This is a genomic window from Ruminococcus hominis, assembly GCF_014287355.1.
Taxonomy (GTDB): Bacteria; Bacillota; Clostridia; order Lachnospirales; family Lachnospiraceae; genus Schaedlerella; species Schaedlerella hominis.
In genome coordinates this window covers 2,893,735-2,918,903 of sequence record NZ_JACOPE010000001.1, presented here as the reverse complement: position 1 = coordinate 2,918,903, position 25,169 = coordinate 2,893,735, and the positions used below count along the sequence as shown (strand labels likewise).

36 protein-coding genes are annotated in these 25,169 nt (G+C 36.8%); 32 read left to right on the top strand and 4 right to left on the bottom strand.

Features of this window, described 5'->3' with window-relative positions; all coding sequences use genetic code 11:
• The first annotated feature begins 174 nt into the window (after window positions 1-174).
• Window positions 175-291 carry a putative holin-like toxin gene (locus H8S40_RS16580; RefSeq protein WP_436286253.1) on the top strand — a complete coding sequence of 39 codons (117 nt, stop codon included), beginning with the start codon at window positions 175-177 and terminating at the stop codon, window positions 289-291.
• A gap of 145 nt (window positions 292-436) precedes the next feature.
• Here the strand turns inward: H8S40_RS16580 and H8S40_RS13150 are convergent, their stop codons facing one another.
• On the bottom strand, window positions 437-976 hold the full coding sequence (locus tag H8S40_RS13150; RefSeq protein WP_186865409.1) for a helix-turn-helix domain-containing protein: 540 nt from the start codon (window positions 974-976) through the stop codon (window positions 437-439).
• A 166-nt stretch (window positions 977-1,142) separates the two neighbouring features.
• On the opposite strand from H8S40_RS13150, the gene H8S40_RS13145 reads away from it, so the two are divergent.
• The 11 genes from H8S40_RS13145 to H8S40_RS13095 all read left to right on the top strand — a co-directional run bounded on the left by H8S40_RS13145 (window position 1,143) and on the right by H8S40_RS13095 (window position 8,409).
• Window positions 1,143-1,334 carry an ICEBs1 excisionase gene (locus H8S40_RS13145; protein WP_116444116.1) on the top strand — a complete coding sequence of 64 codons (192 nt, stop codon included), beginning with the start codon at window positions 1,143-1,145 and terminating at the stop codon, window positions 1,332-1,334.
• A gap of 18 nt (window positions 1,335-1,352) precedes the next feature.
• Window positions 1,353-2,414 carry a site-specific integrase gene (locus tag H8S40_RS13140; RefSeq protein WP_186865408.1) on the top strand — a complete coding sequence of 354 codons (1,062 nt, stop codon included), beginning with the start codon at window positions 1,353-1,355 and terminating at the stop codon, window positions 2,412-2,414.
• Window positions 2,411-2,809: a plasmid mobilization protein gene (locus tag H8S40_RS13135; protein ID WP_186865407.1), complete on the top strand. Its 399-nt coding sequence runs from the start codon at window positions 2,411-2,413 to the stop codon at window positions 2,807-2,809. The genes H8S40_RS13140 and H8S40_RS13135 overlap by 4 nt, the downstream gene beginning before the upstream one ends.
• 98 nt (window positions 2,810-2,907) lie before the next feature.
• Window positions 2,908-3,888 carry an AAA family ATPase gene (locus H8S40_RS13130; RefSeq protein ID WP_186865406.1) on the top strand — a complete coding sequence of 327 codons (981 nt, stop codon included), beginning with the start codon at window positions 2,908-2,910 and terminating at the stop codon, window positions 3,886-3,888.
• A 123-nt stretch (window positions 3,889-4,011) separates the two neighbouring features.
• Entirely contained in the window at window positions 4,012-4,245 is a 234-nt protein-coding gene (locus tag H8S40_RS13125; RefSeq protein ID WP_186865405.1) for a complexin-2, read from the top strand.
• 269 nt (window positions 4,246-4,514) lie between these two features.
• Window positions 4,515-6,134: a plasmid recombination protein gene (locus H8S40_RS13120; RefSeq protein WP_186865404.1), complete on the top strand. Its 1,620-nt coding sequence runs from the start codon at window positions 4,515-4,517 to the stop codon at window positions 6,132-6,134.
• 18 nt (window positions 6,135-6,152) lie between these two features.
• The gene (locus H8S40_RS13115; RefSeq protein WP_243238257.1) at window positions 6,153-6,506 is read left to right on the top strand and encodes a DUF6061 family protein; all 354 of its coding nucleotides are present in this window, start codon (window positions 6,153-6,155) and stop codon (window positions 6,504-6,506) included.
• A 165-nt stretch (window positions 6,507-6,671) separates the two neighbouring features.
• Window positions 6,672-7,073: a hypothetical protein gene (locus H8S40_RS13110; protein ID WP_117807090.1), complete on the top strand. Its 402-nt coding sequence runs from the start codon at window positions 6,672-6,674 to the stop codon at window positions 7,071-7,073.
• Window positions 7,063-7,359, top strand: coding sequence for a hypothetical protein (locus tag H8S40_RS13105; protein ID WP_117807091.1), 297 nt, complete (start codon window positions 7,063-7,065; stop codon window positions 7,357-7,359). Before H8S40_RS13110 ends, H8S40_RS13105 begins: the two co-directional genes overlap by 11 nt.
• Window positions 7,356-7,724 carry a hypothetical protein gene (locus H8S40_RS13100; RefSeq protein WP_117807092.1) on the top strand — a complete coding sequence of 123 codons (369 nt, stop codon included), beginning with the start codon at window positions 7,356-7,358 and terminating at the stop codon, window positions 7,722-7,724. The genes H8S40_RS13105 and H8S40_RS13100 overlap by 4 nt, the downstream gene beginning before the upstream one ends.
• Before the next feature lie 13 nt (window positions 7,725-7,737).
• The gene (locus tag H8S40_RS13095; RefSeq protein ID WP_186865403.1) at window positions 7,738-8,409 is read left to right on the top strand and encodes a hypothetical protein; all 672 of its coding nucleotides are present in this window, start codon (window positions 7,738-7,740) and stop codon (window positions 8,407-8,409) included.
• A 346-nt stretch (window positions 8,410-8,755) separates the two neighbouring features.
• On the opposite strand, the gene H8S40_RS13090 is transcribed toward H8S40_RS13095, so the two are convergent.
• Window positions 8,756-9,280, bottom strand: a complete 525-nt coding sequence (locus H8S40_RS13090) for a helix-turn-helix domain-containing protein (RefSeq protein ID WP_186865402.1) — start codon at window positions 9,278-9,280, stop codon at window positions 8,756-8,758.
• 231 nt (window positions 9,281-9,511) lie between these two features.
• Between H8S40_RS13090 and H8S40_RS13085 the strand changes: the two genes are divergently transcribed.
• From H8S40_RS13085 to H8S40_RS13040, 10 genes are all read left to right on the top strand, one after another.
• On the top strand, window positions 9,512-9,694 hold the full coding sequence (locus tag H8S40_RS13085) for a helix-turn-helix domain-containing protein (RefSeq protein ID WP_120041435.1): 183 nt from the start codon (window positions 9,512-9,514) through the stop codon (window positions 9,692-9,694).
• Between the two features lie 21 nt (window positions 9,695-9,715).
• Window positions 9,716-10,816 (top strand): site-specific integrase, encoded by a 1,101-nt coding sequence (locus H8S40_RS13080; RefSeq protein WP_186865401.1) that lies wholly within the window; start codon window positions 9,716-9,718, stop codon window positions 10,814-10,816.
• Entirely contained in the window at window positions 10,794-11,117 is a 324-nt protein-coding gene (locus H8S40_RS13075; RefSeq protein WP_015561024.1) for a plasmid mobilization protein, read from the top strand. The genes H8S40_RS13080 and H8S40_RS13075 overlap by 23 nt, the downstream gene beginning before the upstream one ends.
• Window positions 11,114-12,268 (top strand): AAA family ATPase, encoded by a 1,155-nt coding sequence (locus H8S40_RS13070; RefSeq protein ID WP_186865400.1) that lies wholly within the window; start codon window positions 11,114-11,116, stop codon window positions 12,266-12,268. Before H8S40_RS13075 ends, H8S40_RS13070 begins: the two co-directional genes overlap by 4 nt.
• A gap of 80 nt (window positions 12,269-12,348) precedes the next feature.
• Entirely contained in the window at window positions 12,349-12,528 is a 180-nt protein-coding gene (locus tag H8S40_RS13065; RefSeq protein ID WP_207723333.1) for a complexin-2, read from the top strand.
• Between the two features lie 220 nt (window positions 12,529-12,748).
• Window positions 12,749-12,976 carry a DUF5348 domain-containing protein gene (locus tag H8S40_RS13060; RefSeq protein WP_015561026.1) on the top strand — a complete coding sequence of 76 codons (228 nt, stop codon included), beginning with the start codon at window positions 12,749-12,751 and terminating at the stop codon, window positions 12,974-12,976.
• A gap of 311 nt (window positions 12,977-13,287) precedes the next feature.
• Entirely contained in the window at window positions 13,288-14,814 is a 1,527-nt protein-coding gene (locus tag H8S40_RS13055; protein ID WP_366482561.1) for a coiled-coil domain-containing protein, read from the top strand.
• A 10-nt stretch (window positions 14,815-14,824) separates the two neighbouring features.
• Window positions 14,825-15,229: a TnpV protein gene (locus H8S40_RS13050; RefSeq protein WP_186865399.1), complete on the top strand. Its 405-nt coding sequence runs from the start codon at window positions 14,825-14,827 to the stop codon at window positions 15,227-15,229.
• A 62-nt stretch (window positions 15,230-15,291) separates the two neighbouring features.
• Window positions 15,292-15,507, top strand: a complete 216-nt coding sequence (locus H8S40_RS13045; RefSeq protein ID WP_147577621.1) for a helix-turn-helix domain-containing protein — start codon at window positions 15,292-15,294, stop codon at window positions 15,505-15,507.
• Entirely contained in the window at window positions 15,508-16,482 is a 975-nt protein-coding gene (locus tag H8S40_RS13040) for a DNA methyltransferase (RefSeq protein ID WP_147577622.1), read from the top strand.
• On the opposite strand, the gene H8S40_RS13035 is transcribed toward H8S40_RS13040, so the two are convergent.
• Entirely contained in the window at window positions 16,477-17,358 is an 882-nt protein-coding gene (locus H8S40_RS13035) for a hypothetical protein (RefSeq protein ID WP_147577623.1), read from the bottom strand. The two genes, H8S40_RS13040 and H8S40_RS13035, sit on opposite strands and share 6 nt — an antisense overlap.
• Before the next feature lie 217 nt (window positions 17,359-17,575).
• Between H8S40_RS13035 and H8S40_RS13030 the strand changes: the two genes are divergently transcribed.
• From H8S40_RS13030 to H8S40_RS13010, 6 genes are all read left to right on the top strand, one after another.
• Window positions 17,576-18,739: a DUF262 domain-containing protein gene (locus H8S40_RS13030; RefSeq protein WP_147577624.1), complete on the top strand. Its 1,164-nt coding sequence runs from the start codon at window positions 17,576-17,578 to the stop codon at window positions 18,737-18,739.
• 42 nt (window positions 18,740-18,781) lie between these two features.
• The gene (locus tag H8S40_RS13025) at window positions 18,782-19,267 is read left to right on the top strand and encodes a hypothetical protein (protein WP_147577625.1); all 486 of its coding nucleotides are present in this window, start codon (window positions 18,782-18,784) and stop codon (window positions 19,265-19,267) included.
• A gap of 11 nt (window positions 19,268-19,278) precedes the next feature.
• The gene (locus H8S40_RS16340) at window positions 19,279-19,404 is read left to right on the top strand and encodes a hypothetical protein (protein WP_022425278.1); all 126 of its coding nucleotides are present in this window, start codon (window positions 19,279-19,281) and stop codon (window positions 19,402-19,404) included.
• A 65-nt stretch (window positions 19,405-19,469) separates the two neighbouring features.
• On the top strand, window positions 19,470-20,441 hold the full coding sequence (locus H8S40_RS13020; RefSeq protein WP_022425277.1) for a caspase family protein: 972 nt from the start codon (window positions 19,470-19,472) through the stop codon (window positions 20,439-20,441).
• 30 nt (window positions 20,442-20,471) lie between these two features.
• Window positions 20,472-20,855: a hypothetical protein gene (locus H8S40_RS13015; RefSeq protein WP_186865398.1), complete on the top strand. Its 384-nt coding sequence runs from the start codon at window positions 20,472-20,474 to the stop codon at window positions 20,853-20,855.
• Window positions 20,856-20,872: 17 nt separating this feature from the next.
• Window positions 20,873-21,328, top strand: a complete 456-nt coding sequence (locus H8S40_RS13010; RefSeq protein WP_186865397.1) for a toll/interleukin-1 receptor domain-containing protein — start codon at window positions 20,873-20,875, stop codon at window positions 21,326-21,328.
• Window positions 21,329-21,671: 343 nt separating this feature from the next.
• Here the strand turns inward: H8S40_RS13010 and H8S40_RS13005 are convergent, their stop codons facing one another.
• On the bottom strand, window positions 21,672-21,893 hold the full coding sequence (locus H8S40_RS13005) for a hypothetical protein (RefSeq protein WP_366482560.1): 222 nt from the start codon (window positions 21,891-21,893) through the stop codon (window positions 21,672-21,674).
• Window positions 21,894-22,016: 123 nt separating this feature from the next.
• Between H8S40_RS13005 and H8S40_RS13000 the strand changes: the two genes are divergently transcribed.
• The 4 genes from H8S40_RS13000 to H8S40_RS12985 all read left to right on the top strand — a co-directional run bounded on the left by H8S40_RS13000 (window position 22,017) and on the right by H8S40_RS12985 (window position 25,087).
• On the top strand, window positions 22,017-22,703 hold the full coding sequence (locus H8S40_RS13000) for a hypothetical protein (RefSeq protein ID WP_243238255.1): 687 nt from the start codon (window positions 22,017-22,019) through the stop codon (window positions 22,701-22,703).
• A 4-nt stretch (window positions 22,704-22,707) separates the two neighbouring features.
• Window positions 22,708-23,082, top strand: a complete 375-nt coding sequence (locus H8S40_RS12995) for a TnpV protein (RefSeq protein ID WP_186865396.1) — start codon at window positions 22,708-22,710, stop codon at window positions 23,080-23,082.
• 199 nt (window positions 23,083-23,281) lie between these two features.
• Window positions 23,282-23,869, top strand: a complete 588-nt coding sequence (locus H8S40_RS12990) for a helix-turn-helix transcriptional regulator (protein ID WP_243238253.1) — start codon at window positions 23,282-23,284, stop codon at window positions 23,867-23,869.
• 162 nt (window positions 23,870-24,031) lie between these two features.
• The gene (locus tag H8S40_RS12985; RefSeq protein ID WP_186865394.1) at window positions 24,032-25,087 is read left to right on the top strand and encodes a helix-turn-helix domain-containing protein; all 1,056 of its coding nucleotides are present in this window, start codon (window positions 24,032-24,034) and stop codon (window positions 25,085-25,087) included.
• Window positions 25,088-25,169 lie beyond the last annotated feature (82 nt).

Genomic DNA, 25,169 nt, shown 5'->3' with positions numbered 1-25,169 from the left:
TTTTCCTTGCATAAATGTCAGTTCTTATGTTAGGATACTATCTAAGGAAAGTACCCATGACAGGGCGTTAAGCGTCCGGGGGACGCTTGTTTAGCGCCGAGCGGAGCGTAGAGGTAGCCTCCCGAGTTTTATGATACCGGGCAACCGGAATACATAGGAAGGGAGGTGGCGCCGATGACAGTTTATGAGATCATTTCGATTTTCATTGGGATATTAGCATTGTTGATGTCCTTTGGTAGCTTGATTGTAGCGTTGCTTGCCTTTCTCGATAAGAGAAACAAGCGAAAATAAAAATGCCTATCCTGTCTGATCCACAGGATAGGCGGTGTCCTTAAGGACATTCATTAACTTAAACTCGGAGCATCCACCTTTGGAGTGGGTGCTTTCTGTTTAATTAGATATTATCATCCTATGACCGATAATTCAAGAGGTTTCACTAATTTGGATAATTTTTTACAGTAAGGCGGTCAGTGCCTTTTTTGACAACCATATTGTCATCAAGCAGGTGTTGCTTGATTTCTTCGATATTTTCATTGATATGCTGCAAACTGTCAGCATACTCTTCTTCTGAATAATCATCTTTAGCTTTTAGCATATTTTCACGAATTTCCAGAGCTTTCATATAGGTACAAAGTTTTTTATTGATGAGGTTGTTCTTAAAGGACAGCTTAACAGTAGCAGGTTTGAAATTGCCCTCATCGTCCTTATCTGCCTCAAATTTCATATCAATCTGGTCATCCAGTTTAAACAGTAATGATAATACATCAGAAACTGTTTCTATACCAAAATCCATGAAAATATTAATGCTGATGCCTAGTGCATTGGCAATTTTTAAAAGCTGGTCAGGCTTTGGATTACGGATTCCGTATTCATATTTCTTTATTGTTGCAGAGTTTATGCCGGACAACTGACCAAGCGTTTCCTGTGATATTCCACGCATATTGCGAAAGTATTTAATCTTTTCTCCAGTAGTCATAAAAAATGCTCCTTTATGATTTGTTACCCCTATTCTATCACAATGGGACACATTTGTGTATAAAAAATTGGTTAAATTGCTTGACAGACACAAATGTGTACTATATAATACGGATAAACAAGGTCACAAAAGTGTACTAAAATAAAAACAGGAAGGAGAACACAATATGGAGAATACGATGAAGATGTATGTAACAGCAGATGAAGCTGCACAGATTCTTGGAGTATCAAGAGGATATGCTTACAAAATCATTCGTGGTCTTAATAATGAATTGAAAGAAAAAGGCTATCGAGTGATTTCAGGCAAGGTACCTACAAAGTATTTTGAAGAAAAGTTTTATGGTATGGCAGTTGGTTAATGGAGAGGAGATGATGATATGCCAGCTACACGAGATGGTAAAACATGGCGCTGCCAGTTCTATTATGAGGACTGGCAGGGTGTACGCCATAAAAAGAACAAAAGAGGCTTTAAGACAAAGGCAGAAGCAGAGGAATGGGAGCGTAACTTCCGGCAACAGCAGAGAAAGAATCTGGATATCAACTTTGAGAACTTCGTTGAAATCTATTTTACCGATATGGAGAACAGACTTAGAAAAAGTACGATTAAGAATAAACGATATGTGTTTGACCTAAAGGTTACGCCGTATTTTAAGAAGAAAAAGATGTATGAGATTAAGACAGCGGATATTCGGGCATGGCAGAATGAACTGATTAAGCAGGGGTATGCACCAACTTATCTTAAAAGTATCAATAACCAGTTGGCAGCACTTTTCAATTATGCAGTCAGATATTATGACCTGAAAGATAATCCTTGCAGAAAAGCAGGAAGTATCGGAAAAAGCAAAGCTGACGATATGGAGTTTTGGACAAAGCAGGAATTTAAGCAGTTTCTTCCGTCTATGGAGAAGAAACCGGAGGCGAAGATGGCATTTATGCTTCTTTACTGGACAGGAATGCGTATAGGTGAATTACTGGCACTTACCTATGAAGATATTGATTTAGAAAAGCGTATTATAAGCATTTCAAAATCATATCAGAGATTAGATGGAAAGGATGTGATTACACCGCCTAAAACACCAAAGAGCAATCGTAAGATTACGATTCCACCATTTCTGGCAGAGGAACTAAAGGAATATTGCAGTCATTTATATGGAATTATGCCAAATGAAAGAATGTTTCGGTTTACAAAGTCTTATATGGAACATGAGATTGTACGAGGCATAAAGGAAACAGGTGTAAAGAGAATCCGTCTGCATGACCTGCGGCACAGCCACGCATCACTTCTGGTGGAACTTGGATTTCAGCCATTGGCAATAGCAGAGCGGCTGGGACATGAAAAGATAGAAACCACATTAAATACTTATTCACATTTATATCCGAATAAGCAGGCAGAACTGGCAGACAGGCTAGAACTGGAGAACGAAGAGGGCAATCTATGAGCGGAGTACACAAACATCCAACAATCAGCTTTCGTGTATCGGACAGAGAGCGGGAAATGATTGAAGCCAAGATACTTGCAAGCGGTATGCAGAAGAAAGATTATTTTGTACGTTCTTGCATTTATAACAGAATATGCGTTGTAGGTAAGAAAGAGGTCATTTACCAGCTTGTAGAGGAATTGCAGAATATGCAGACCAATATATCCGAACTGGTAAGGCAGCTGGAGCAGCAGGATGTAACGCTTACAGACGAAGGATTGGAAGATATGCGGAATGACTGTATGGATATGTTACAGGCGATTATTTCAATGCTTGATGGTGCAAAGTATCTCTGGCAGGGAACAAAGGAAGAAAAAGAAAAAAGTCCCAACAGCGGCAACTGTCAGGACTTGTGATAACGGGAAAACCTCTGTTATCAATATAAATACAACTAAAGTATAACAGAGGTTCTTCCAAGGAGCAAACAAAACATTATAGAATTTGGAGGACATTTATGGAAGAACAGAAAACAGAATTAAAGATGATACGGATGTCAGAGGTACGATCGCAGGAAGTGAAGTGGCTGTGGTATCCATTTATACCATATGGAAAGCTGACAATCATTCAGGGTGACCCGGGAGATGGAAAAACCACATTAGTTTTAAACATAGCAGCCAAGTTATCTAAGGGAGAGCATCTTGACAACGATATGAATGTACAGGAGCCTGTAAATGTGATTTATCAGACGGCAGAGGATGGACTGGCAGATACAGTAAAGCCAAGACTTGAGCTTGCCGGAGCGGATTGTGAAAAGATACTTGTTATTGATGAAAGTGATAAATCCCTGTCTATGGCAGATGAAAGGCTTGAAGAGGCACTTGTTAAGACTGGGGCAAAAGTATTGATACTTGATCCGATACAGGCTTATCTCGGTGGTGGAATGGATATGAACCGGGCAAATGAGGCAAGAGATATGACAAAGAAACTTGGAGCATTAGCAGAGAAATACCAATGTGCAATTCTTCTTATCGGTCATATGAATAAGGCATCAGGAAATAAAGCCGCATATAGAGGTATGGGGTCTATTGATTTCTTCGCAGTAGCCAGGAGCGTGCTTCTGGTCGGCAGAATAGAGGGAGAACCTAATACAAGAGCAGTTGTTCAGATAAAGAATAATCTTGCGGCATTTGGACATCCGAAGGCATTTATGTTATCAGAAACGGGCTTTCGTTGGTTGGGAGATTATGAGATTACAGCAGATGAAGTACTTGGCGGTATTGCACCAAAGGCAAATAAGCTGGAACAAGCAAAGCAAATGCTTCGTGAATTGGCAGAAACAACTAATATGGTGCAGAGTAATGAAATATTTGAAATGGCTGATAAACAGGGCATTTCAAAGAGAACATTGGAAAATGCAAAGAAAGAATTGGGCATCCAGGCAAAGAAAATCAATAACTCGTGGTATTGGGAATTGGATGCAGTAAAACAGAGATAGGACAAGAACGCAACATTGCAGGCTATATAGAAATTGCGGAGATAAAATTTGCAAGGTTGCAAAGCATATAGACTTTGCAGTGTTGCGGCCTTGAACGAGTTAGGAAAGGAATGGTGCATCGATATGAAAAATGTACAGATTTCAGAAGAACTTTTCGTTGCGATAATGAGATATTTTATGTTGGAACAGGAGGAACTGTTGCCTCAGATAAAACAGGGGCTGGAGAAGAAACTGGATGCAATGGTAATGAGAGAATTATATACAAAATATAAGACTGCACCAATGGAAGAAGAAAAGGAAAAGGCTCGAAAGGAATATTTGGATAGACGAGGTGTGCCGGAGAGTTTTCGGTGGTAGTTTTTCTTAAACATATATAACGGCTGCGTGTCACGCTTCCGTTAGAATCGATAAGGAAAATGTGGTGTGTTTGACATAGTGGAGGCTTGTGTACACTGACTGCCGCAGGCAGAAAAGCTCCCGGCAGGGCGCAAAACCTGACTTGTCAGGTTGCATTTTTGATGGCGATAGCTGTCAAAAGTGCTTTTGCGTTACTTTCGACGAAAGTAACAAAGCCTGCGTCGTATTCGGCGCTAATATGACAGATAAAAGAAAGGGGAAGATTGCCTATGGAGAGAACGATAAGTGCAATGATCGGAAAAGGTTCTGTGAACCATAATACCAGAGCATTTACAGCTAAGAATGTAGATAAAAACAGAAGTGCTGATAAAGTGGAATTTTGCCAGGAAGATATTAAGCAGGTTTATCATAAATTGTTTGATGAAGCACGGGAACGATATAATGCAAAACAGAAACGGAAAGATCGCATGATTGATAATTACTATGAAAAAATCAGGAGGGGTAAGCAGGAAAAGTTATTTCATGAAGTGATATTTCAGATTGGAAATAAAGATGATATGAATGCCAAAAATGAAGATGGATTGTTGGCAAAAAGGATTTTAACGGAATTTATGGATGAGTTCCAAGCTAGAAATCCGAACTTGTATGTATTCTCGGCATATTTGCATATGGATGAAGAAACACCGCATCTGCACATTGATTTTGTACCATATATTACAGGAAGTAAGCGAGGACTTGATACAAGGGTATCATTAAAATCTGCACTAGCGGCAGAAGGCTTCACCGGTGGCACTAGAGGTGCTACCGAATTAAATCAGTGGATTGCATCAGAAAAGCAGGAACTTGCGACAGTCATGGAGCGATATGGTGTGGAATGGCTGCAAAAGGGTACACATGAGAAACATTTGTCGGTGCTTGAATTTGAAAAGCAGGAGAGAGCTAAAGAAGTAGCAGAATTAGACAGTCAAAAGCAGGAAAAGACCTCAGAGGTTGCTAAATTGAATCAGGCAGTATCCTCTATGAAACAGGAACTAATGAACACTACAATTAAGCAGGTAAGGGCTGAGGAGGCTGTTGAAAAAGCAAGAGAGAAAGGTATTGCTGTTCAGAGAGATAATGAAACATTAAGTGCAAGCAATCAACAATTGCGAGTGGAGAATACAAGCCTTGAAATAAAAAAGGTGGAACTACGAATGGATAATCGACACTTGGAACAGCAACAATGGCAATTGCGGACAGATAATAGCGAGTTGGAGATGAAACAGAGTGTTTTACAGTCCGAGAACCAACGATTGGAACAAGAACAGAATAAATTGCAAGAGGATAATGAAAAGCTGGAGCAGAAGCAAACTTCGTTACAATCGGATAATCAGGCATTAAAACAAATGCAGGATAAGCTACAGAAAGATAATGCCAAACTTGAAATACAACAGAAGAAATTGAGAAGCAGAATTGATCAGATGGTGCAATCAGAGAAGCTGTTGCAACGTGATGTTCGAAAATATGATGAAGAACCTGAATGGCAACTTCCAGAGCCGGGAGCATTTGCAAGTGCAAAGTTATTTCGGGATAAAGTAGCGTTGCCTCTTGTGAACAAATTGAAGGAACTGGTAAAAAGCTTGACAATCCAATGCGTTAGATTAAAAGAGGAAGTGCTTCAACTGCGAGATAAAGTTAAGGATCTCACAAGTGATGTAGAATTTTACAAAGGAAAAATTAGAGATATGTCTGCAAAAACAGAATTATTGCAGGAAAAAGCTGATGATCTGGAGCGTGTGAAACGATATGCCGGTGCGGAGCAAATTGATACTATTATCGGTAAGGTAAAGGAGCAGGAACGCATGGAGCGTCAGGCAATACAGTATCACAGGTCTTATGGAGCGAGATAAACGAAAGGATGGATTGATATGATGGATGAGAATAGATTGGATAACATTGTAAAATGTGCCTATAACATGGATAATGGATATGTTGAGGTGTGGTATGTTGACGGGAATATGCTTCGAATAAAGTGCGAGGAGGTTGAGGCTGCTCTGCGGACAACAGAGCAGTCGCTAGCAAAGCTTCATAAGCTATTGGACAATAAGCCGATAGAGTATGTGGCAATGGCTTTATCCGGGGAAATGCAGGCATATTGTGATGTTGAGGATGATATGGTTAAAAGTATGTTTGGAACGATTGTGCATGGGTATTTGAAGAAAGGGTATAATCGGGCTACGGCGGAGATGATGGCGAGGGAATTTTTTAGGTATGAGAGTTGAGAAATAATGAGGATTTACATAAAAAGTAAATTCCACTTGCCCCGCTGATAAGCGAAATTTAGATTTTATTTTGCGTCAACAACGATAGTGTATTTTAAAATTGCGTTTGAAACTCTAGTGTGATATACTAAAAATGCTATACTAAAAGATATGGAGAGTATCCTTGTGGGAATATGGAAGAAAAACCCATTGGAAGAATATGATAACCAATTGGGGAAAATACAACAAGAAAAATTACAATTAAAACAACGTATGGAAGAATTGGAAAATCTTGAAAAGAATACATTAGAAGATAGAAAAGATGTTGGTCTTCGGATGTATATGAGAGAGGAAAAAAGAGAAAGATTGCTTTCAGAGGCAGAAGAATTAGGGTTTTCGCATGAATTAATTGAAGAACTTAGAAAAAAAACGAAAGATTGGAATCAGGATAATATAACAAATGAAATAATTGATGAATTTGAAAATTTAAATTTTTACATAGAAAAACAGGCTCCATACAGAAAAAATCCATTGTATTTTTTGGGCGGCATAACGAATATTGTAGGAGGTAATGAAAATGGTGATTAACATTACTACTCCTAAATATATTTCACTTATTCAAATCTTGTTAAGGACAAAGAAGTATTATAAGTTAAAAGGCTTGCCTGATGTTGTTGAAGGTTATGAAAAAAAATACTATATATTTTTGAGAAAGAGACATATACAAATAGAAATAGCGAATTCTAAAAATGAAACTATTGAGGAAATACAGAAATATTTAGATTGTATATTTAAAGATGATTATATAGGGATACAAGAAAAATATGCAGATGTATTTGAATTAAAAAGAGCAAGGTTAATAAAGTTGTCATGAAAGATAAACAGTTAGATAAATGGGCAGTGTTTGTGTTTTTGTTAATAGTTTTGATTATTCGACTATTACTGAAAGATGAACAAAGCAAGGGAATACAAATTATTGGTTTGTTGGGTGTTATAATTGCTTTGGCAGATCTATATGGTAATTTATATAAAGTAAATCATGAGAAAGATAAATTTAGGATTATATCAGGTTTGGCAGTGGTAATAGTATTCCTTTTTATGATTATATTGGCTGGAATGTTTTGGAATTTTATTGTTTTAGGAAGTAAAGGAAATGATATCTTAACTATATTAGCTTTACTAATCAGTTTGCCTAGCGACTTGTATTGTAGTTGGGTGACTAAATATATTGATAATTGAAATGGAGGACAAGATGGATAATTACATTAAAATATTGGAGACATGGAGCGGAGAACTAGAGGATTTATGTTATGAATTATATAGTATGCTTATGAAAGAAAATGCAGAAAAAAGAATTCAGTGTTTTCAGTTTATCTGTGAAAAAATTGGGGAAGTTGATTCTGACGAAAGTGTAAAAGTGGAAAGATACTTTGCTGAGGGGGAAGTGGATAGTCTAAAAGAGCTTTATGGAAAATACGTTGATGAAGCAATAAATTCTGTTAGAAGAAAAGTGGTTAGCCAGAAATTATCAGTTCATGAATTTTATGCGCTTCTTTGGAATACAGTGTTTAGTGATTCATTATTGACTCTTGAGAAAGAGAGAGTGTTTGGATTATTATGGATTGTAGCGGATAATGGGATACCGTATTATGAGTTAGGGACACCATTGTCTATGGAAAATGACGAATATAAGAGGATTATTGAGGAAAATAAAAAATCATCGGAAAGAATATCCTATATTCTTTCGATTCCCCTTGAGCAAAGGACAGAGACATCTTCATTGATTTTAAAGGAATTATCCGGAAAAGATGAGGTGACACAAGCGGTTCTTTTAGCACAAGCATTTGCTATAAATTCAAAACGGGAGATGAAAGGATTTACCCAAGTCATTCAAGCGCTTCAGGAAGAACGGGAGAAAAAGTGATGAGTGATTCAGCAATTTAATTGGCTCCATTTTGGCTCTAAAAATTTGGGGCGAGGTACACAAAAATGCAAAATATGATGAATATGAAGAATGAAACGCACAAATGTGTACCGAGAAATAACCAAATAAATCTCTCCGCCCAAGAGTTTGAATAATCCACACAATCATAAGAATCCAGTATTTATGCGGGCTGCAAGCAAATTTGCTTAGTGATTGGCAACAAAATGGCAACATTTTGTGATTATTCAAAAGATATAAATTTTATTTCATAACGTATATAAAGAAACCTTACTGATTTTCAGAAGTAAAAAACTGAATATCGGTAAGGTTTTTCTAGTCTCTTCTTTTATTTTTCTTTTTTAGTCAATTCTTTTACGAGGTAATCACTCAGCTCCTGAGATGGTACCTTGGCACGTTTCTGGTAAGTATCCAGTTCCGGGTACTTATATCTCCATTCATCATATTCTTCCTTGCTGATTTCACCGTTTTCCAGTTTGTCAGCTTGTTCCATCCATGCACGAAATATTTCATCGACAGATGAGCCGGGAGCAGATATGGAAGAGTCAAGGCAGAGATGAGGTTGTCCATCTACATTTTTTACCTTTAGACCATACATATCTTCCAGTGCAAATAGTGTATGCATCAGACCTATGTGAGTATCAATATCTGGAACTGTTAAGGCATGAGTATTGACATCGAAGATCTGAGACATTTGTTTTACAAGATCGATTTTAGGAACTCTGGCTTCAGATTCATACTGAGCCATGCGGACATCTGAGGTTTTTCCTTTGAATCCCAGTTGCTCTCCGAGTTGCTTTTGTGTAATGCCTTTGCGGTTGCGAAAAAATTTGATACGTTGTCCGATTGCCATTTTTGTTTGCCTCCTTATAGTGGTCATTCGTGTTGCCATAATTAATTGTGAAGAAAATAAAACAATTCTGTTTAGGTTCAGTATAGCATGAGCAATTTTAGATAGCAAGAAGAACTTAAACAAAAAAATTTAATATTCTTATAAAACTGCTCGACTTAAATTAAAATGTTTAGTATCATGCAAATGTAACAACTTAAACAAATTGCGTTAATAAGAAAGGAGAGATGCAATGTGACGAACAGAACTTTTATGACAGTAGAAGAAGTAGCAGCGGAACTGGGTGTTTCTAAGTCTTATGCTTATAAGATTGTCAAACAGCTAAATGAAGAATTAAAGAAGCTGGGTTATCTTACGGTAGCTGGCAGAGTAAACACCAATTATTTCCGCAAAAAAGTATGTTACAGCGAAATGTAAGAGAAAGAGAGGAGAATTTGTATGAGTATTCATAAAGATAATGCCACTGGAAAGTGGCGAGTAGTCTATCGTTATACCGATTGGACAGGAGAAACGCACCAGTCATCCAAAAGAGGATTTCCTACAAAACGAGAAGCGCAGATGTGGGAACGAGAGCTATTGCTGAAGAAAGAAGCCAAACTGGACATGACTTTCGAAAGCTTTTATGAGATTTATGTGGAGGATATGCAAAATCGAATTCGTGATAATACCTGGGGAACGAAGACGAATATTGCCAGAACTAAAATTCTTCCTTATTTCGGAAAGCGTAAGATAGGAGAAATTGAGCCAAGGGACATTATTGCATGGCAGAATGAACTGTTTGCGATCCGGCAACCAAATGGAAAACCGTATTCCGCCTCTTATCTGCAGAAAATTCACAGTCAGTTAAGTGCTATTTTCAACCATGCAGTTAATTTTTACCATCTTCCATCTAATCCAGCGCAGAAAGCAGGAAATATGGGAAAAGAGGAGCATCGGGAAATGTTGTTCTGGACAAAGGAAGAATATCTGAAATTTGCAGATGTCATGATGGACAAGCCTGTTTCCTATTATGCATTTGAAATACTTTACTGGTGTGGGCTTCGTATGGGCGAATTATTAGCACTTACACCGACAGATTTCAATTTTGAAACGCATACACTACGGATTAACAAGTCCTATCAGAGACTGCACCGAGAAGATGTGATTACACCACCAAAGACGTTAAAAAGTAATCGAACCATTAAGATGCCACAGTTTTTGTGTGATGAGATGCAGGATTATCTGAAAATGCTGTATGAGCCGAAAGAGGACGAACGGATTTTCACAATTTCCAAATCTTATCTGCATCATGAAATGAACAGAGGATCAAAAGTGTCTGGGGTGAAGCGAATCCGTGTGCATGATTTGAGACATTCCCATGTATCGTTGTTGATCAATATGGGATTTACGGTATTAGCAATCGCAGACCGAATGGGACATGAGAGCATTGATATCACTTACCGATATGCACATCTGTTTCCAAGTGAGCAGACACAGATGGCAGAACAGTTGGATATTGAAAGGATGGAAAAATTAAATGGAGAAAAATCTGGACAGTAAAGGAAGATGGAGAAACAAAATCGTAGCATTCCGGGTATCCACGGAAGAAGCAGAGCAAATTGATGCATGTGTCCGATTGTCAGGACTTAGCAAGCAGGACTATATCATAAAACGATTAACTGATCGGGAAATTGTGGTACAGGGAAATCCAAGAGTGTATAAAGCATTGCGAAATCAGATGGCAGAGATTTATGAAGAATTGAAACATCTGGAAAAATGCAGTGAGGAAAACGAAGAGTTGCTGAGTACCCTGAGATTGGTCGCAGAGACATTGTATGGATTGAAAGGGGAAAATGAATGACAGCAAAAGAAAAAATGACTGCTCCGATTGCATCTGTTGGCGCAGATGTGGAACAGCCATCAAGTAATAAATTAACCAACCAAAGTATAGCAGATTTGCCCGGTAAGGGCAATCTGCAAGCCACAAATAATGCGGAAAATACAGAAAAATCAGCAAGTAAAAAGAATCCAGATGATCTGGAAACAGTTTCTATGATGGAATTATACGATACCGCATATCCACCAAAACTGCCAATTGTAGATGGACTTCTGTATAACGGAACTTACCTGTTTGTCGGTCCGCCGAAAATTGGAAAATCATTCTTTATGGCACAGATCGGCTATCACATCAGTGAGGGACTTCCATTGTGGGGCTTTTCAGTCAGACAGGGAACGGTTCTGTATCTGGCATTAGAAGATGATTATGCAAGGTTGCAAAAGCGGTTATCACAGATGTTTGGAATGGAAGGCAGTGAGAATTTCTATTTCGCTACAAAATCTAAATCGCTCAATGACGGACTGGAAAAACAGCTTGTAACGTTTGTAACAGAGCATAAAGACGCAAGATTGATTATCATTGATACTCTTCAGAAGGTTCGAGAGGTCGGTGGAGATAAATTCAGTTATGCCAGCGATTACGAGATTGTAACGAAGCTGAAAGCATTCAGTGATAAATATGGTATCTGTTTTCTGGTTGTGCATCATACAAGGAAAATGGAATCTTCAGATAGTTTTGATATGATTTCTGGCACGAATGGATTGCTTGGAGCTGCGGATGGAGCATTCGTCATGCAGAAAGAAAAACGGACAGATAATAAGGCAGTTCTGGAAGTGGCAGGGCGTGACCAGCAGGATCAGAAACTGTGGTTGAACTTTAATCGGGAGAGATGTGTCTGGGAACTTACCAAGACAGAAACAGAACTTTGGAAAGAACCAGAAGATCCAGTGTTGGAAAAAATCAAAGAACTTGTAACAGAAACTACGCCAGAGTGGGCAGGAACAGCAACAGAGCTTGTGGAAGTATTGCAGGTGGAAATGCAGCCGAACGCATTATCACGAAAATTAAATGTCAGCCTGGAACGATTGATTCTGGAATATGGAATCCAGTATAAAACAGAGCGGGGACACGACGGAAGAAAAATTAGATTAACCTTTGTCGGAAAACAAGCGTGACGATATGTGACGGTTGTGAAAATATCGTCACTATCGTCACGACCGTCACGGAAAGGAGAAACATTGAAAGAAAATCACAGGTGCAGATACCAAAAGATTTATTACTGGCATTGTTCCAGTATCATCTTGCCAGGAATGAGGAATATTTGCCGGAGATAGAAAAAGCATTGATGGAAAAATTAGACAGTATGGTAAAACGTCAGTTATATACAACATTCAAAACAGCATCAACCGAGGAAGAACGGGAAAAGGCAAGATAAGAGTATTTGGATAAGTGTGGAATGCATGAGAACTTTCGTTGGTAAAGATTTTGCCTGATTACCTAATAACAGGAGCGTGGCACGCACCTGTAGATAGCAAACAAGGAGAAAGCCGGTAAGGGGCAGTCGGGAGTTGGCTGGCGAAGTAAGGAGATTTTCAAAAGGGAGCCCTGATTCAGGGCGTCCTTGCAGGAACGATAAATGAAGGGAGAATAATCAAATGAGAGAAGGAAGATTAGGTTACAACAGTTATAACAAGAGATATGGCTTATTATCATCAGACTTATGGATTGATACGGGATTTCATTGCGGAGAATGTCTGGAAGTTCTAGTTGATGATCAGTGGGTAAAGACACGAATAGAAATGAATCTGGCGAGAGAATGGTATTTGGTTGGAACACCATATTGTGGAGATCTGGAGTATGTACGGGCAAGGATACCGGAATAAAGCAGACAGGAAGAGTAATAGTCGGTTTGTTGTTAGTGAAAAAATAAGCCCGGATACGGGCAGAAAAAGAGGGCGGATACGCCCAAAATGAAAAGCGAAAGCCAAGTTGTGGTAGATGTAAGAAGCATCTCACAAAGCCCTCGGCGTTTGAGAGCGAAATACACCCATCGCACAAATTAAAGATTTGTACTCAGGATATTTCGCCCTGCCGGGAGCTGTTCCGCCGACAGGCGGATAGTTCGTAAACGGATGCCGATGCATCCACTCACAAATGATATGGCAGAATTTATTTTGCCGAAGACAAGGAGGGAGTGCCTATCGGAAGAAATTCATTTATTCAAATGACAAAACTAAGCAATGTAAAAGGCAGAATCACTTATATATCCAGTCATGCAAAACAGGAAAACCTCTATGCAGTTTATGAAACCACAGAACGGAAATTCTGGCGGGAACTTGCAAAATGTAATCAGGAAGAATTTGCAAAAAGTGGAACAGAAGGAAAATGTATTGAGGCAAGAGAACTGATTATTGCTTTGCCAGAGAGTTTTACAGAATATCAGCCGGATAGATTGCTACAGCTTTTTACAAATCATTTTAAACAGAATTATGGAACAGAGTGTATTGCTGCTTTGCACCACAATAAAAGAAAGACCAATTATCACATACATTTGATATTTGCAGAACGGAAACTACTGGATGAACCAATCATTAAGATTGCCAGCAGAAATATGTTTTATGATGAAAATGGAAAACATGTCCGAACCAAGAAAGAGATATTAGGAGAAGATGGCGAGATCCGAGAAGGCAGCAGTATTGTGAAGAAAGGAGAAGTCTATGAGAAGAAGCTGTTTACTGCGAAAGATGAACGCTTTAAGTGCAATTCATTTCTGGATGAGGTAAAGCATTCTTATACAGATTTAATCAATATTTATGTGCAGGACGAGAAACAGAAACTACAGGTATTTGAGCGTGGCAGTGTTTATCTTGCAACAAAGAAAATCGGAAAAAATAATCCGAAGGCACAGGAAATAGAAGCGGATAATCAAAAACGCCGGGAATGGAACAGAGCTGTTGATATGGCATTGATTAGTGGAGTGCCGGAACCGAAGATAATGGAAGTGAAGCGGAAAGAAATCACGGAGCCAATCAGGGAATCAATTGCCCGGCGTGGAAACAGACCACGATTATTTTCCAGAGTTGTAACAGTGGCTGTTGAGGTATTGGAGTTTTTGATAGCAAGTGTGCTTTTTAAGAAAACCAGGGAAGTGCCAAAACAGACAGAGCAAACGGAAGCAGAACACCCAGAGCATGTTGCTGAAAATAGCACGGCAGCAGTCAAGACAACAAAAGAAGAAAAGGCAGAACCGGAACAACCTAAAATGACGAGGCTTGCATCAAAGTATCCGAAACTATTTAAAGTGAATAAAGAACTGGAAGATCAAAACGGTGCAATTCAACAGAAACAAAAACAGCTTTCTGCAAAGAAGAAAGAACTGTCAGAAGTCACGGGATGGTTTAAAGGAAGAAAGAAAAAAGAATTGCAGAAAGAAATTGATGAACTGAAAAGCCAGATTAGAGATATGAAAGATTATCTTCCAAGGATTGTGCAGAAAATCGGATATAGAAGTGTACAGGAATTTTTAAAGGATTTTAAGGCTTCTCAAACTGAGTATAGTCAGTATCGAACTGCAATAGAAAAATGGAAGAAAGAAACAGGAAAAGAGCCAGTAGCGCATGGTATTAGGGCGAAGCTGGCAGAAAAGAAACAAGAAATACAGAATGAACAGAAAAATAAACAGCATACCCATAGTCAGAATAAAGACCGGGGAGCAAGATAGGAGGACAATCATGGAGAAACACATTATGGGAGAAAATGGAATCAGTTATACTTTAGGAGAGGACGGTCTGTATTATCCAGACCTGTACCTCCCGGAAGAAACAGAGTATCCGATTGGAAAGTATGGAATGTTGAGAAAGATATATTTGCAGGAGCATCGGAAAGGATTATATCTGGAGTTGGTACTTGCCGGGAAGTTAAATGAGCATCTGCATCAGATTGACAAGGAATGTAATCAGATGATGGACAGATTAGTGGAGCAGATGAAAGAAAAGCAAGGCGTGACGGAAGAATTGAAGATGCAGGATCAGATGGCATGGGTTGGGGGAATGAATAATATCCGGGCATGTGCGGAGGAGATTGTCCAATATACAATGGTATTCATATGTGATAAAATATCTCTAAAATCAATATAAAAGTATTGCAAATACAATACTTTTATATTAAAATTTAGAGAGATTTAGAGAGGAGGGAAGTAATGTCTTTTTCATATAAGCCTTTGTGGAAATTGTTAATTGATTATGATATGAGCAAAAAAGATTTAATGAAAGCAACTGATATATCAAAATCTACTATGGATAAAATGGGAAGAGGAGAACAAGTGTCAATGGAAATCATAGATCGGCTTTGTAATTATTTTGAATGTAAAGTTGAGAATGTTATTCAGCATTGTTACGATAAGGAGGATAGATAAGTGGAACAAACAGATATTAATAATATTCATTTATATTGTAGCGATGCAATGGAAGTATATGATAAATGGAAAAGCCCAGTGGCTATAATTTGTGATGGCCCCTATGGCGTGAATGGATTTCCAGGAGATTTAGTTTCATATAATGGTTTAGCTGAATGGTATGAACCACACATAAAAAAGTGGAGTGAATTTTCAACACCACTTACTACATTATGGTTTTGGTGTACGGAAGTGGGTTGGGCAACTGTTCATCCGGTATTGGAAAAATACGGATGGGAATATGTTTCGTGTTGTGTATGGGATAAAGGAATGAGTCATGTCGCAGGAAATACAAATACAAAAACTATTAGGCATTTACCAGTTGTGACAGAAGTTTGTGTTCAATATGTAAAACGTCCAATTTTTACAGTAGATGAAAAGAAAATGAGTATGAAAGAGTGGCTGCGTTATGAATGGTTACGTACAGGATTACCATTATCAAGAACTAATGAAGCTTGTGGAGTAAAAAACGCTGCAACAAGGAAATATTTTACAAAATGTCATTTGTGGTACATGCCACCGGCAGAAGCATTTGAAAAAATTGCATCGTACGCGAATGAATTTGGTGATGAAAAAGAAAAACCCTATTTTTCTATAAATGGAAAAACCCCTATAACTAAAAATGAGTGGGCACAAATGAGATCAAAGTTTTATTGTCCTATTGGAGTAACAAATGTATGGCAAGTTCCACAACTGAGAGGAAGCGAACGTTTGAAAATTAATCAAAAAGCCATACATTTGAATCAGAAACCATTAGAATTGATTAAACGTACAATAGAAATGGTTTCTGATGTCAATGATGTGATTTGGGATCCATTTGCTGGTTTATGTACAACAGCAGTTGCCTCAGCTGAATTAGGACGAACCTGTTTTGGTGCTGAAATAAATCCAGATGTATATAGTATTGGTATAAAACGAATTAAAAGTAGTTTATAGTAGTGTTTTTAGTGCATATTCTAATTTTGCTTCATCTTTTGATGATAATATATTGCTCCATTGTTTAATTGTCATACCATGAAACTCTGTATTTAATACATGAGTTTTGAATTGTTCTATTTCTTTATGCTCTATACGGTCAATTTTAGCGTAATTAGTATCAAGTCTATATACAAATTGTCCGTATAGAGATCTTAAACGTTGCTGATATTCAGGTGTTGGACTGTATTCTAATGCATTTTCTCCCCATTTTTCGACAAATGCGATGGCTGATTTAACATCACATTTATCGGCTTGTAACTTATAACCATTGGTATTGGTTTGTTGTAAATTAGAAGTACGATTGGATGTATCTTCGGGTTCAAAAACAAGATAGTCAGGTGGTCTATGATAGTGAGCATCTCGTGCTTCTGCAACACTTTTTCCGCTAACTACTAGGACATCAATGATTTTGGGCTTGCCCCAAATAACATTTTCAGGTAGCCATGCGATTAATGCCATATCTATATTGTCCTGTGAGAAAATAGTTATACTATCTTTAAAACGTGCAGTAATTTCTGTCGCAAATGGGAACCAGGCTTTGATTTCAATGCCAGGATTTGGGGAGATAGTGCTGCTTTTAAAAAGTGCATCTGGAAAACCAGGATCTTGTCTTATCCATTCTCCCATGTTGCACCAATCATGCTTGTTTAATAAGTCCACGGTGGAAAATTCAATCATATTTCCAAGGAGAGGGGAGAGTTTTGAAATAACTTTAGCGAGTTGTTTTGCGTAGGCTAGTGATGTAGGGCGTTTAATATCTAGCACATCAATTAAATGGCTGTCCAAAGAAGTTAATTCTTCTTTTGCTGCATTTAGAATATCACGGGTATTCATTTTTGAGGCTCCTTTCGATAATTTATTGATTTTAGTATATCATAATGAACTGAATAAAAGAAAGTACATATAATTTTAATTTGATCATATGCAATATTTTGATAATATATACAATTATCTCAAATAAATGTAGCAGCACTTGACATATAAAGAATAAATTGATAAAATTAAAAAAAATAAAGTAGCTGCTAAAAATAGCAGCTAGAAAGGAGCTGAAATGAATATTAACAAATTACTATTGGAAGCTGCCAATCTTAATCCGACCAAGAACAGTAGACAAGAATATATTTTTACCTTATGTGAGTATATAGAAAAAAATGAATTAACATTGCCATTATATCAAAGGGATGTTAGCTGGACATTGGCTAAATGTGTTGAATTGTTAAATTATCAGCTTTTAAGTAAATCGCCTATATCTGCAATTTCTATCAATATAATAAATAATACAGAAAAGGAGTTTGCAGTACCACAAGTCTCATTTATAGAAAGGGAATTGCTTTCTGAAACTGTAAGAGGACAAATGTCTGTTGTGGATGGGCAGCAGAGGCTAACAACAAATTATAAGGCATATTGCAATCATCCAGATTTAAAAAGCGTAGTGTTAGATTTAGGAAAAGGAGAATTTGTTATAAATGCGGAAGCATATCGGAAAAATCAGGTGCCAGTTGGTGTGCTCTTGAATAAAGATGATAACAAACTAATTGCTTACACAGAAAAAAATAAAGCTTTGGCATCACCAATGGTAGTAAATGCGTTACTACAGATTAGAAATAAAATAAAGACTTACCAATATACAATTAATTTTGCAACAGATCTTACTGAAGATGAGCAAATTAATTGGTTTGAGGTCTTGAATAATGCAGGAAGTCGTGTAAGTATTATCCAAATGAGATTTTCTAAATTGAAAGCACATGGTATTGATGTATATACACAGTATACGCATGTATATCGTAATAAGGTACAGGAATATGGATATGATTTTTTTACACCGCAGAAGACAAATGTTTCATATTCAATCGCAGCATTAAATCCAGCGTATGAAGTGCTTATTTCCGGTAAACATTCGAATAATTTTGCACCTATTTCATCTGATACAAAAGAAAATCAGCTTTGCAACTTAGAACCAGATAAATTAAAAGAATGTTTTGAAATGACATTAGAAGCATTGGAAAGGGCTTTGAAGTTTATAGAAAATAATGATTTGGAAAAATTTAATCGTTCTGATTATGTGAATTATCTCGTTGGATATTTTGTGTTTCACAGAGAAGATATTTCAGAAAAGCAAAGGGAGAATTTGATAAATTGGTATAATGGTGTTGAATTTACTAATAAATCAAATACTGCTCGGAGAAAGATTTACACGGATTTACTAAAGATATGAGGGTAAGGGTATCCAGTTTTTATTAGAGTTGGAGAAAATAATATGCAAGAGAAGTACTGGAAATATATGGTTCAAATTAAAGCGTGGATATTCTATTTAGATGTGTATACGGAAGATTCTTACAGATGGGATAGGATCATTAATATTGTTGTGGCAATTGCGTCTTCAACAAGTATTGCAGCATGGGCTATATGGCAAAAATATTCGTTTGTCTGGTCTATTATAATAGCAATTTCGCAGGTGTTAACAACGATTAAAGGTTTTTTGCCGTATAGTAAGCGATTAAAGATGTTAGTTCCATTTATGGAAGATTTAAAATTTCTATACAACAAAATAGAATATAATTGGTTTAAAGTAGCGTCGGGAGATTTGTCAGAGGACGAGATAAATGAATTATTATATTCTTTTAAGGATGAGTTTGCAAATATAGAAAATAAAAACTTAAAAGAAGAAACATTATTAGAAAAAGATAATTTTAGAGAAATTGCCGATAGGAAAAATGATGCATATTTTGCAAATAATTTTTAAGAGGTGTAAGTATGGACGAAAATAATAAACAAAATAAACCAACTGGAGAAAAAAAAGGAGGGAAAAGGGGGTTTTCACTTCCTCCGACAACTTCGAAACCACCAATGCCACCGGTAAAACCGCCCAAAAAGAAATAAAAGACAATCGGTTGTGTGGCGTAGTAATGTAGGTGTATACTTAGAGATAAGAAAGGGGGATGAAAATGAGAAAAGCATTGTGTGTAGGAATTGATTGTTATGAGCATGTGGATGATTTGCATGGTTGTGTAAATGATGCTAATTCAGTAAAAGCAGCTTTAGAGCGAAATGGGGATGGAACTTTAAATTTTGAAGTAAAACTCATGTGTGCTACCAGTGAGGCATCATATATAAACAGAAATGATTTAAGGGATGCTATAGAAAATTTATTTAAAACTGATTCGGAAATAGCAGTTTTATATTATTCAGGTCATGGTTCATTCGATGCATTAGGAGGATATTTATGTACGAGTGAAATACAACGTCCTGATGAAGGTGTGTCATTAAATGAAGTGATGGGATTTGTGGCACAATCGAAAGCAAGAAATAAGATTATTATATTGGATAGTTGTTTTAGTGGAGCAATTTCTAATCCTGTAGAAATGCAGAATTATTCTGTGTTACATAATGGAACAACAATACTTGCGGCTTGTGGACCATCAGAATATGCTTCAGAAGAAAATGGACATGGCATTTTTACTTCTCTTTTAGTTGAAGCATTGTATGGTGGTGCTATGAATTTATTAGGTGAAGTGTCACCAGGTAGCATCTATTCTTATATTGATCGTTCATTGGGAGCGTGGGATGAGCAAAGACCGTTATTTAAGGCCAACATTAGTAGCTTTGTTTCATTAAGAAAAAATGCACCGCCGATTCCGATTGCAGAATTACGACAAATAACGGAAATATTTACTTCACAATATGATGAATATCCATTAGATCCAACTTATGAACCTGATAAACATGAAGCAGATGTTAAAGATGTAAACAAAGAGCATGAAGCTATATTCGCAACTTTGCAAAGATTTGTAAAATTGAATTTGGTAATTCCGGTGGGAGAAGAACATATGTATTATGCTGCAATTCATCATAAATCTTGTAAGTTAACGGCACAGGGACAACATTATTGGCAACTGGTAAATAAGAATACCATCTAAGTGAAAGCAATGTAGAAGGAGAAGATTTAAATGATAAATGTATTTATACCACATCGTTGGAACAATGATGACTATGAAACGATTACTGCATTATTGGATAGAACAAAATACAATGTAAGAGATTATTCTGTCCCAAGTAGCTCACCGTTTGACAGTATTGATAGGCGATATAATGTAGATCCGCAAATTCAAAGACAGATTAAATATGCAAATGTTGTTGTTTGTTCAAATCGTCCAGCAAATAATTACGGAATGTCGATGGATGAGATACGATTTGCTATTTCTATTGGTAAGCCGGTTGTTGCTGTTAAGATTACTGAAAGTACAAGTTCTAATATTACAAATTTAAATATTCCGGTAATAGCTAAACGAAAAGATTCATTGGAGGATTGGATTTGCCGGAATGTGTATTAAAGATAAGGTGGTAAGAAATGCGGATATTTATATCTCATAAATTAGAAGATGCAGCTACGGCAAATTTGATAGCAAAAGAATTGCGAGAAATTAAAGTGGAATGTTATCTTGACTTGCTTGACAATTCCATAACAGAAAACGGTAAAGCTTTAACTGATCACATACGTGCAAACTTGAATGATTGCACAGACATAATTGTTGTTATGTCGAGTATAACAAGATTTTCACAGTGGGTTCCATTTGAAGTAGGTATGGCAGCACAAAAAGATATGCCGACAGCGACTTTTTTAAAGGAAGATGTTTCTTTGCCAGACTTTTTGCAATATTGGCCTCGATTAAAGAGATATACGGATATAAAAAAATACGTGTTAGCGAGAAATGACGTGGATAGAGAATATCGCTTTATTTATGAATCTGTGAGCCAACAGCGAAAAACAGAACATTTTTATGATGTGTTAAAACAACGTTTATAACAAAGAGAATATGGCAACAAATTGGCAACAGAAAATCAGTGAGCCAAAATAATATATACAACTGAAATAAAATAACGGCAAAAAAGATACAAAACTTAAACAAATATGTTTGAGAATATCTTTGAATTTGTCGAGTTTGAGTAATAAAAATTTTCTGGAATCCCTTATAAACAGGGCATTTCAGGGCAGATAAAGTTCTATTTGATAACAAAATGATAACACGAGAGATTTTGGCATTATTTATCCGGAATCTTGTGGTTATCAGGTAATATGTGTGAAACCAACAAAAAGGTCTTACTGAATTGAGTGAAATCAATTTGGTAAGGCCTTTTTCGTTGGTTTTTTATTTGTCGTTTTTGGGATAATTATACCGCCACTGGTCATATTCTTCCTGAGTGATTTCTCCGGATTTCAGCTTTTCAGCTTGTTCCTGCCATGCATGGAACATATCAAACATAGAAAGGTAGGTGGTTCCCTTGGATTTGTCCAGCCGGAGACAGAGTTCTCCGTCAATCTCACCAATATGAAGTCCGTAAAGGTCTTCTAATGTAAATAAGGTATGCATAAGTCCTACATAGCTGTCAATATCCGGGACAGCCAGTGCATGCGGAGAGACATCAAAAATATCAACCAGTGCATTCAGATAGTTTTCTTTTGGACTGCGGGCACCTCAGCAGAGAACGAAGGATTGGCCTTACAAATCGCAGAATCCAGAGAAGACGTACAGCTTTTGAAGGAAAGTAAAGAACAGGCGGTCAGAGATAAAAAAGCAGCAGAAAAGCGTGCAGAAACAGTAGAAAAACAATTAAAAAGCTTGGAAGAACGCAGGGAACAGTTACAGTCGATTATGGATAATGTGAGTAAGGAAATAAAAGAATATGGAATAGTTAAAATGTTGTTACCGGAAGCAGGAACGTTGGAACGGGCAGCAACCTACCGGGACAAAAAAATCAAACCGCTGTTTCTTCAGATAAAAAATAAGGTTGCGGCAATGGCTGCGCAGGTTAAAGAACTTACAAAAGAGGTGGAAAATTGGAAGAGTAAATATCAAAAGCTGAAACAAAAATATAACGGTATTCAGAAGGAGTTGGATGATATGCGTAAAGAAAATCATAAATTATCAGAAGAAAAGAATATAATGCAAGGTGTTTCTGATAGGTATGACCGTGTTGTACGAGTTCTGGGAATAGAGACGGTAGATGCGGCAGTACAGCAGGATATTCGTAACGAGAAAGCTCTGGAAGAAAAGCAGCGGATGGAACAAATGCCGAAGGGAAGTATTCATGAAAGATTAGTCTGGGGAATAAAAAAGAGTGAGATGGAGAATCAGCAGCGTAAGAAAAATAAATCAAAAAATAGAGAAATGGAGAGATAAAATCATGGAAAAACACGTTTATGATGAAAAGAACGGATTAAGCTATACTCTGTGTGGAGATTATTATTTGCCGGATCTGGTATTGAATGAAGAAGAACCGACATATGGAAAATATGGAATGTTACGGAAACAGTTTTTGAAAGAGTATAGACCAATACGGTATCAAAACTTGTTATTATCTGGCAAGCTGACAGCACATCTGAATCAGATTGACCAGGAAGTAACAGAGCAGGTCGAAGTGTTAATGAAACAGATGGCAGAAAAACAGGGCGTGAACGAAAACTTAAAGAGGCAGGATCAGATGAAGTGGGTTAGATTGATGAATAATATCAAAGTTAGTGCGGAAGAAATTGTGTTGAAAGAGAGGGTATATATGTGAGTAGAAAGGGTGATCGAAAGGCTGCTCTTTACAAATATGAAAATAAAAATTGCTGAAAAGGTATGAGTTTTGTAGTGTAAAACTCTTTTGACATTGTGTTTTCCGTTAAGTAAAATATCTTTGATAGACAGATAATGAAAAAATGATTATTCTTGGCTCAAATCAAGAGAACAAATTACTTGCGAAGGGAGGAAATTATATGGAGCTGAGTATACAGATAAAAAAATACCGAACAGAGCTTCATCTATCACAGGAGGAATTGGCAGAAAAGGTATATGTAACAAGACAGACAATTTCTAATTGGGAAAACGAAAAGAGTTATCCTGATATTCATAGCTTGTTACTTCTTAGTTCATTGTTTAATGTATCTCTCGATCAATTAATTAAAGGAGATATAGAGAAAATGAAAGAAATTATTAGCGAGCAAGAAGTTAAAAAGTTTAATTATTATGGTTCCATCTATACAGTTCATTTGGCTGTGTTGATTATATCGGCAGTACCTTTGCTTATGTGGCTCGGAAGGTATGCGTATATTCCGTTTGGGATTTTATTTATTATTACACAGTACTGGGCGTTAAAGGTTGAAAAACTAAAAAAGAAAAATGATATACAAACCTATAAGGAAATTGTTGCATTTACGGAGGGAAAAAAATTGGATGAACTTCATAAGGCAGTTGAAGTGGGAAAACGTCCTTATCAAAATATATTAAAAGTTATTATCAGTGCGGGTGTTACAGCGATGATTTGCTTCTTAATTGGAGTACTGATGCACTTATTCTTGAATTAATTAAATTTAAGGATATTTTGATTTGTAGAACTATAAAATAGAGCATTTTTCTCGCGGATTTTAACCGGTAGTTAAGAAATCGAAGCCATAATTAAACGAAGGCTCAATTGTAAACACATATTAGAAATACTATAATGAGAATATAAACAGGAGGTAGGAACAATGCAAATTGGTGAGAAGATAAAAAACTATCGGAAAACTGCGGGATTAACACAAGAACAGGTGGCGGATTATTTGGACGTTTCTACTCCTGCGGTAAATAAATGGGAAAAAGGAAACACATATCCAGATATATCATTACTTCCGGCAATTGCTCGATTATTAAAAATTGATATGAATGAACTATTTTCATTTCGTGAAGAATTGACAGAAAAAGAGATTGGACAATTTGTGAATGGGCTTTCGGAAGTTTCATTGGATAGCTTTATAAAAGCTTTTGAGATGGGAAAAAATAAAATAAAGGAATATCCTCATTGTGATTCGTTGATTTATTCAATTGCTACTGTTTTAAATGCGGCGTTAACTTTATCCGATGTCGATGATGAGAAAAAGTTGGAATGCAATAATGTGATTGTTGAATGGCTGGAACGAACTGCTGAAAGTCCGAATGAAAAGGTAAGGATTTCCAGTATTTTTATGCTTGCAGCGAAATATATACAAATGGAAAAATATAAAGAAGCAAATATCTTTTTGGATAAAATTCCAGATACTGCGATAGATGCCACAATTATGAAAACGAATGTACTAGCACACCAGGAAGGGACAGATATTGCAGCGTTCTTTTTAGAGGGAAAACTGATGCAGACAGTTACGAATATACAAAACTATCTGTATAAGTTGATAGAAATGGAAGAAGAAACCGGAAATCATTGTAAAGCAGAGGAGATTGCCGAAATCACAGAACATATGGTATCGTTATTTGGTCTGTGGGATTACGGTAAAGTAGTACCACATCTATTGATTGCCGTGTATCGAAAGGATGTAGAAAAATGTATTCAGTTGATAAAAGAAGTGCTGATGGAGTCACAGAAGCCATGGAAGATGGTGGAATCACCTTTATATTACAGATATGCGGATACAGTACAGGGAAAATCTTTTTCAGGCGTTGGAAATAATTTTGTTCGTGCATTAGCTACAGAAATTGAAAATAAAGAAGAGTATGAATTTTTGAAAGGAAATAAAGAATTGGAGGCGATTTTTTCTCAATATTTGAAATAGATTGCGATAAAAATATATAGAAATGATAAAATAAAAGCTGTAAAAATCTACGTTGAATTTTACAGCTTTTTGTGTATAATAG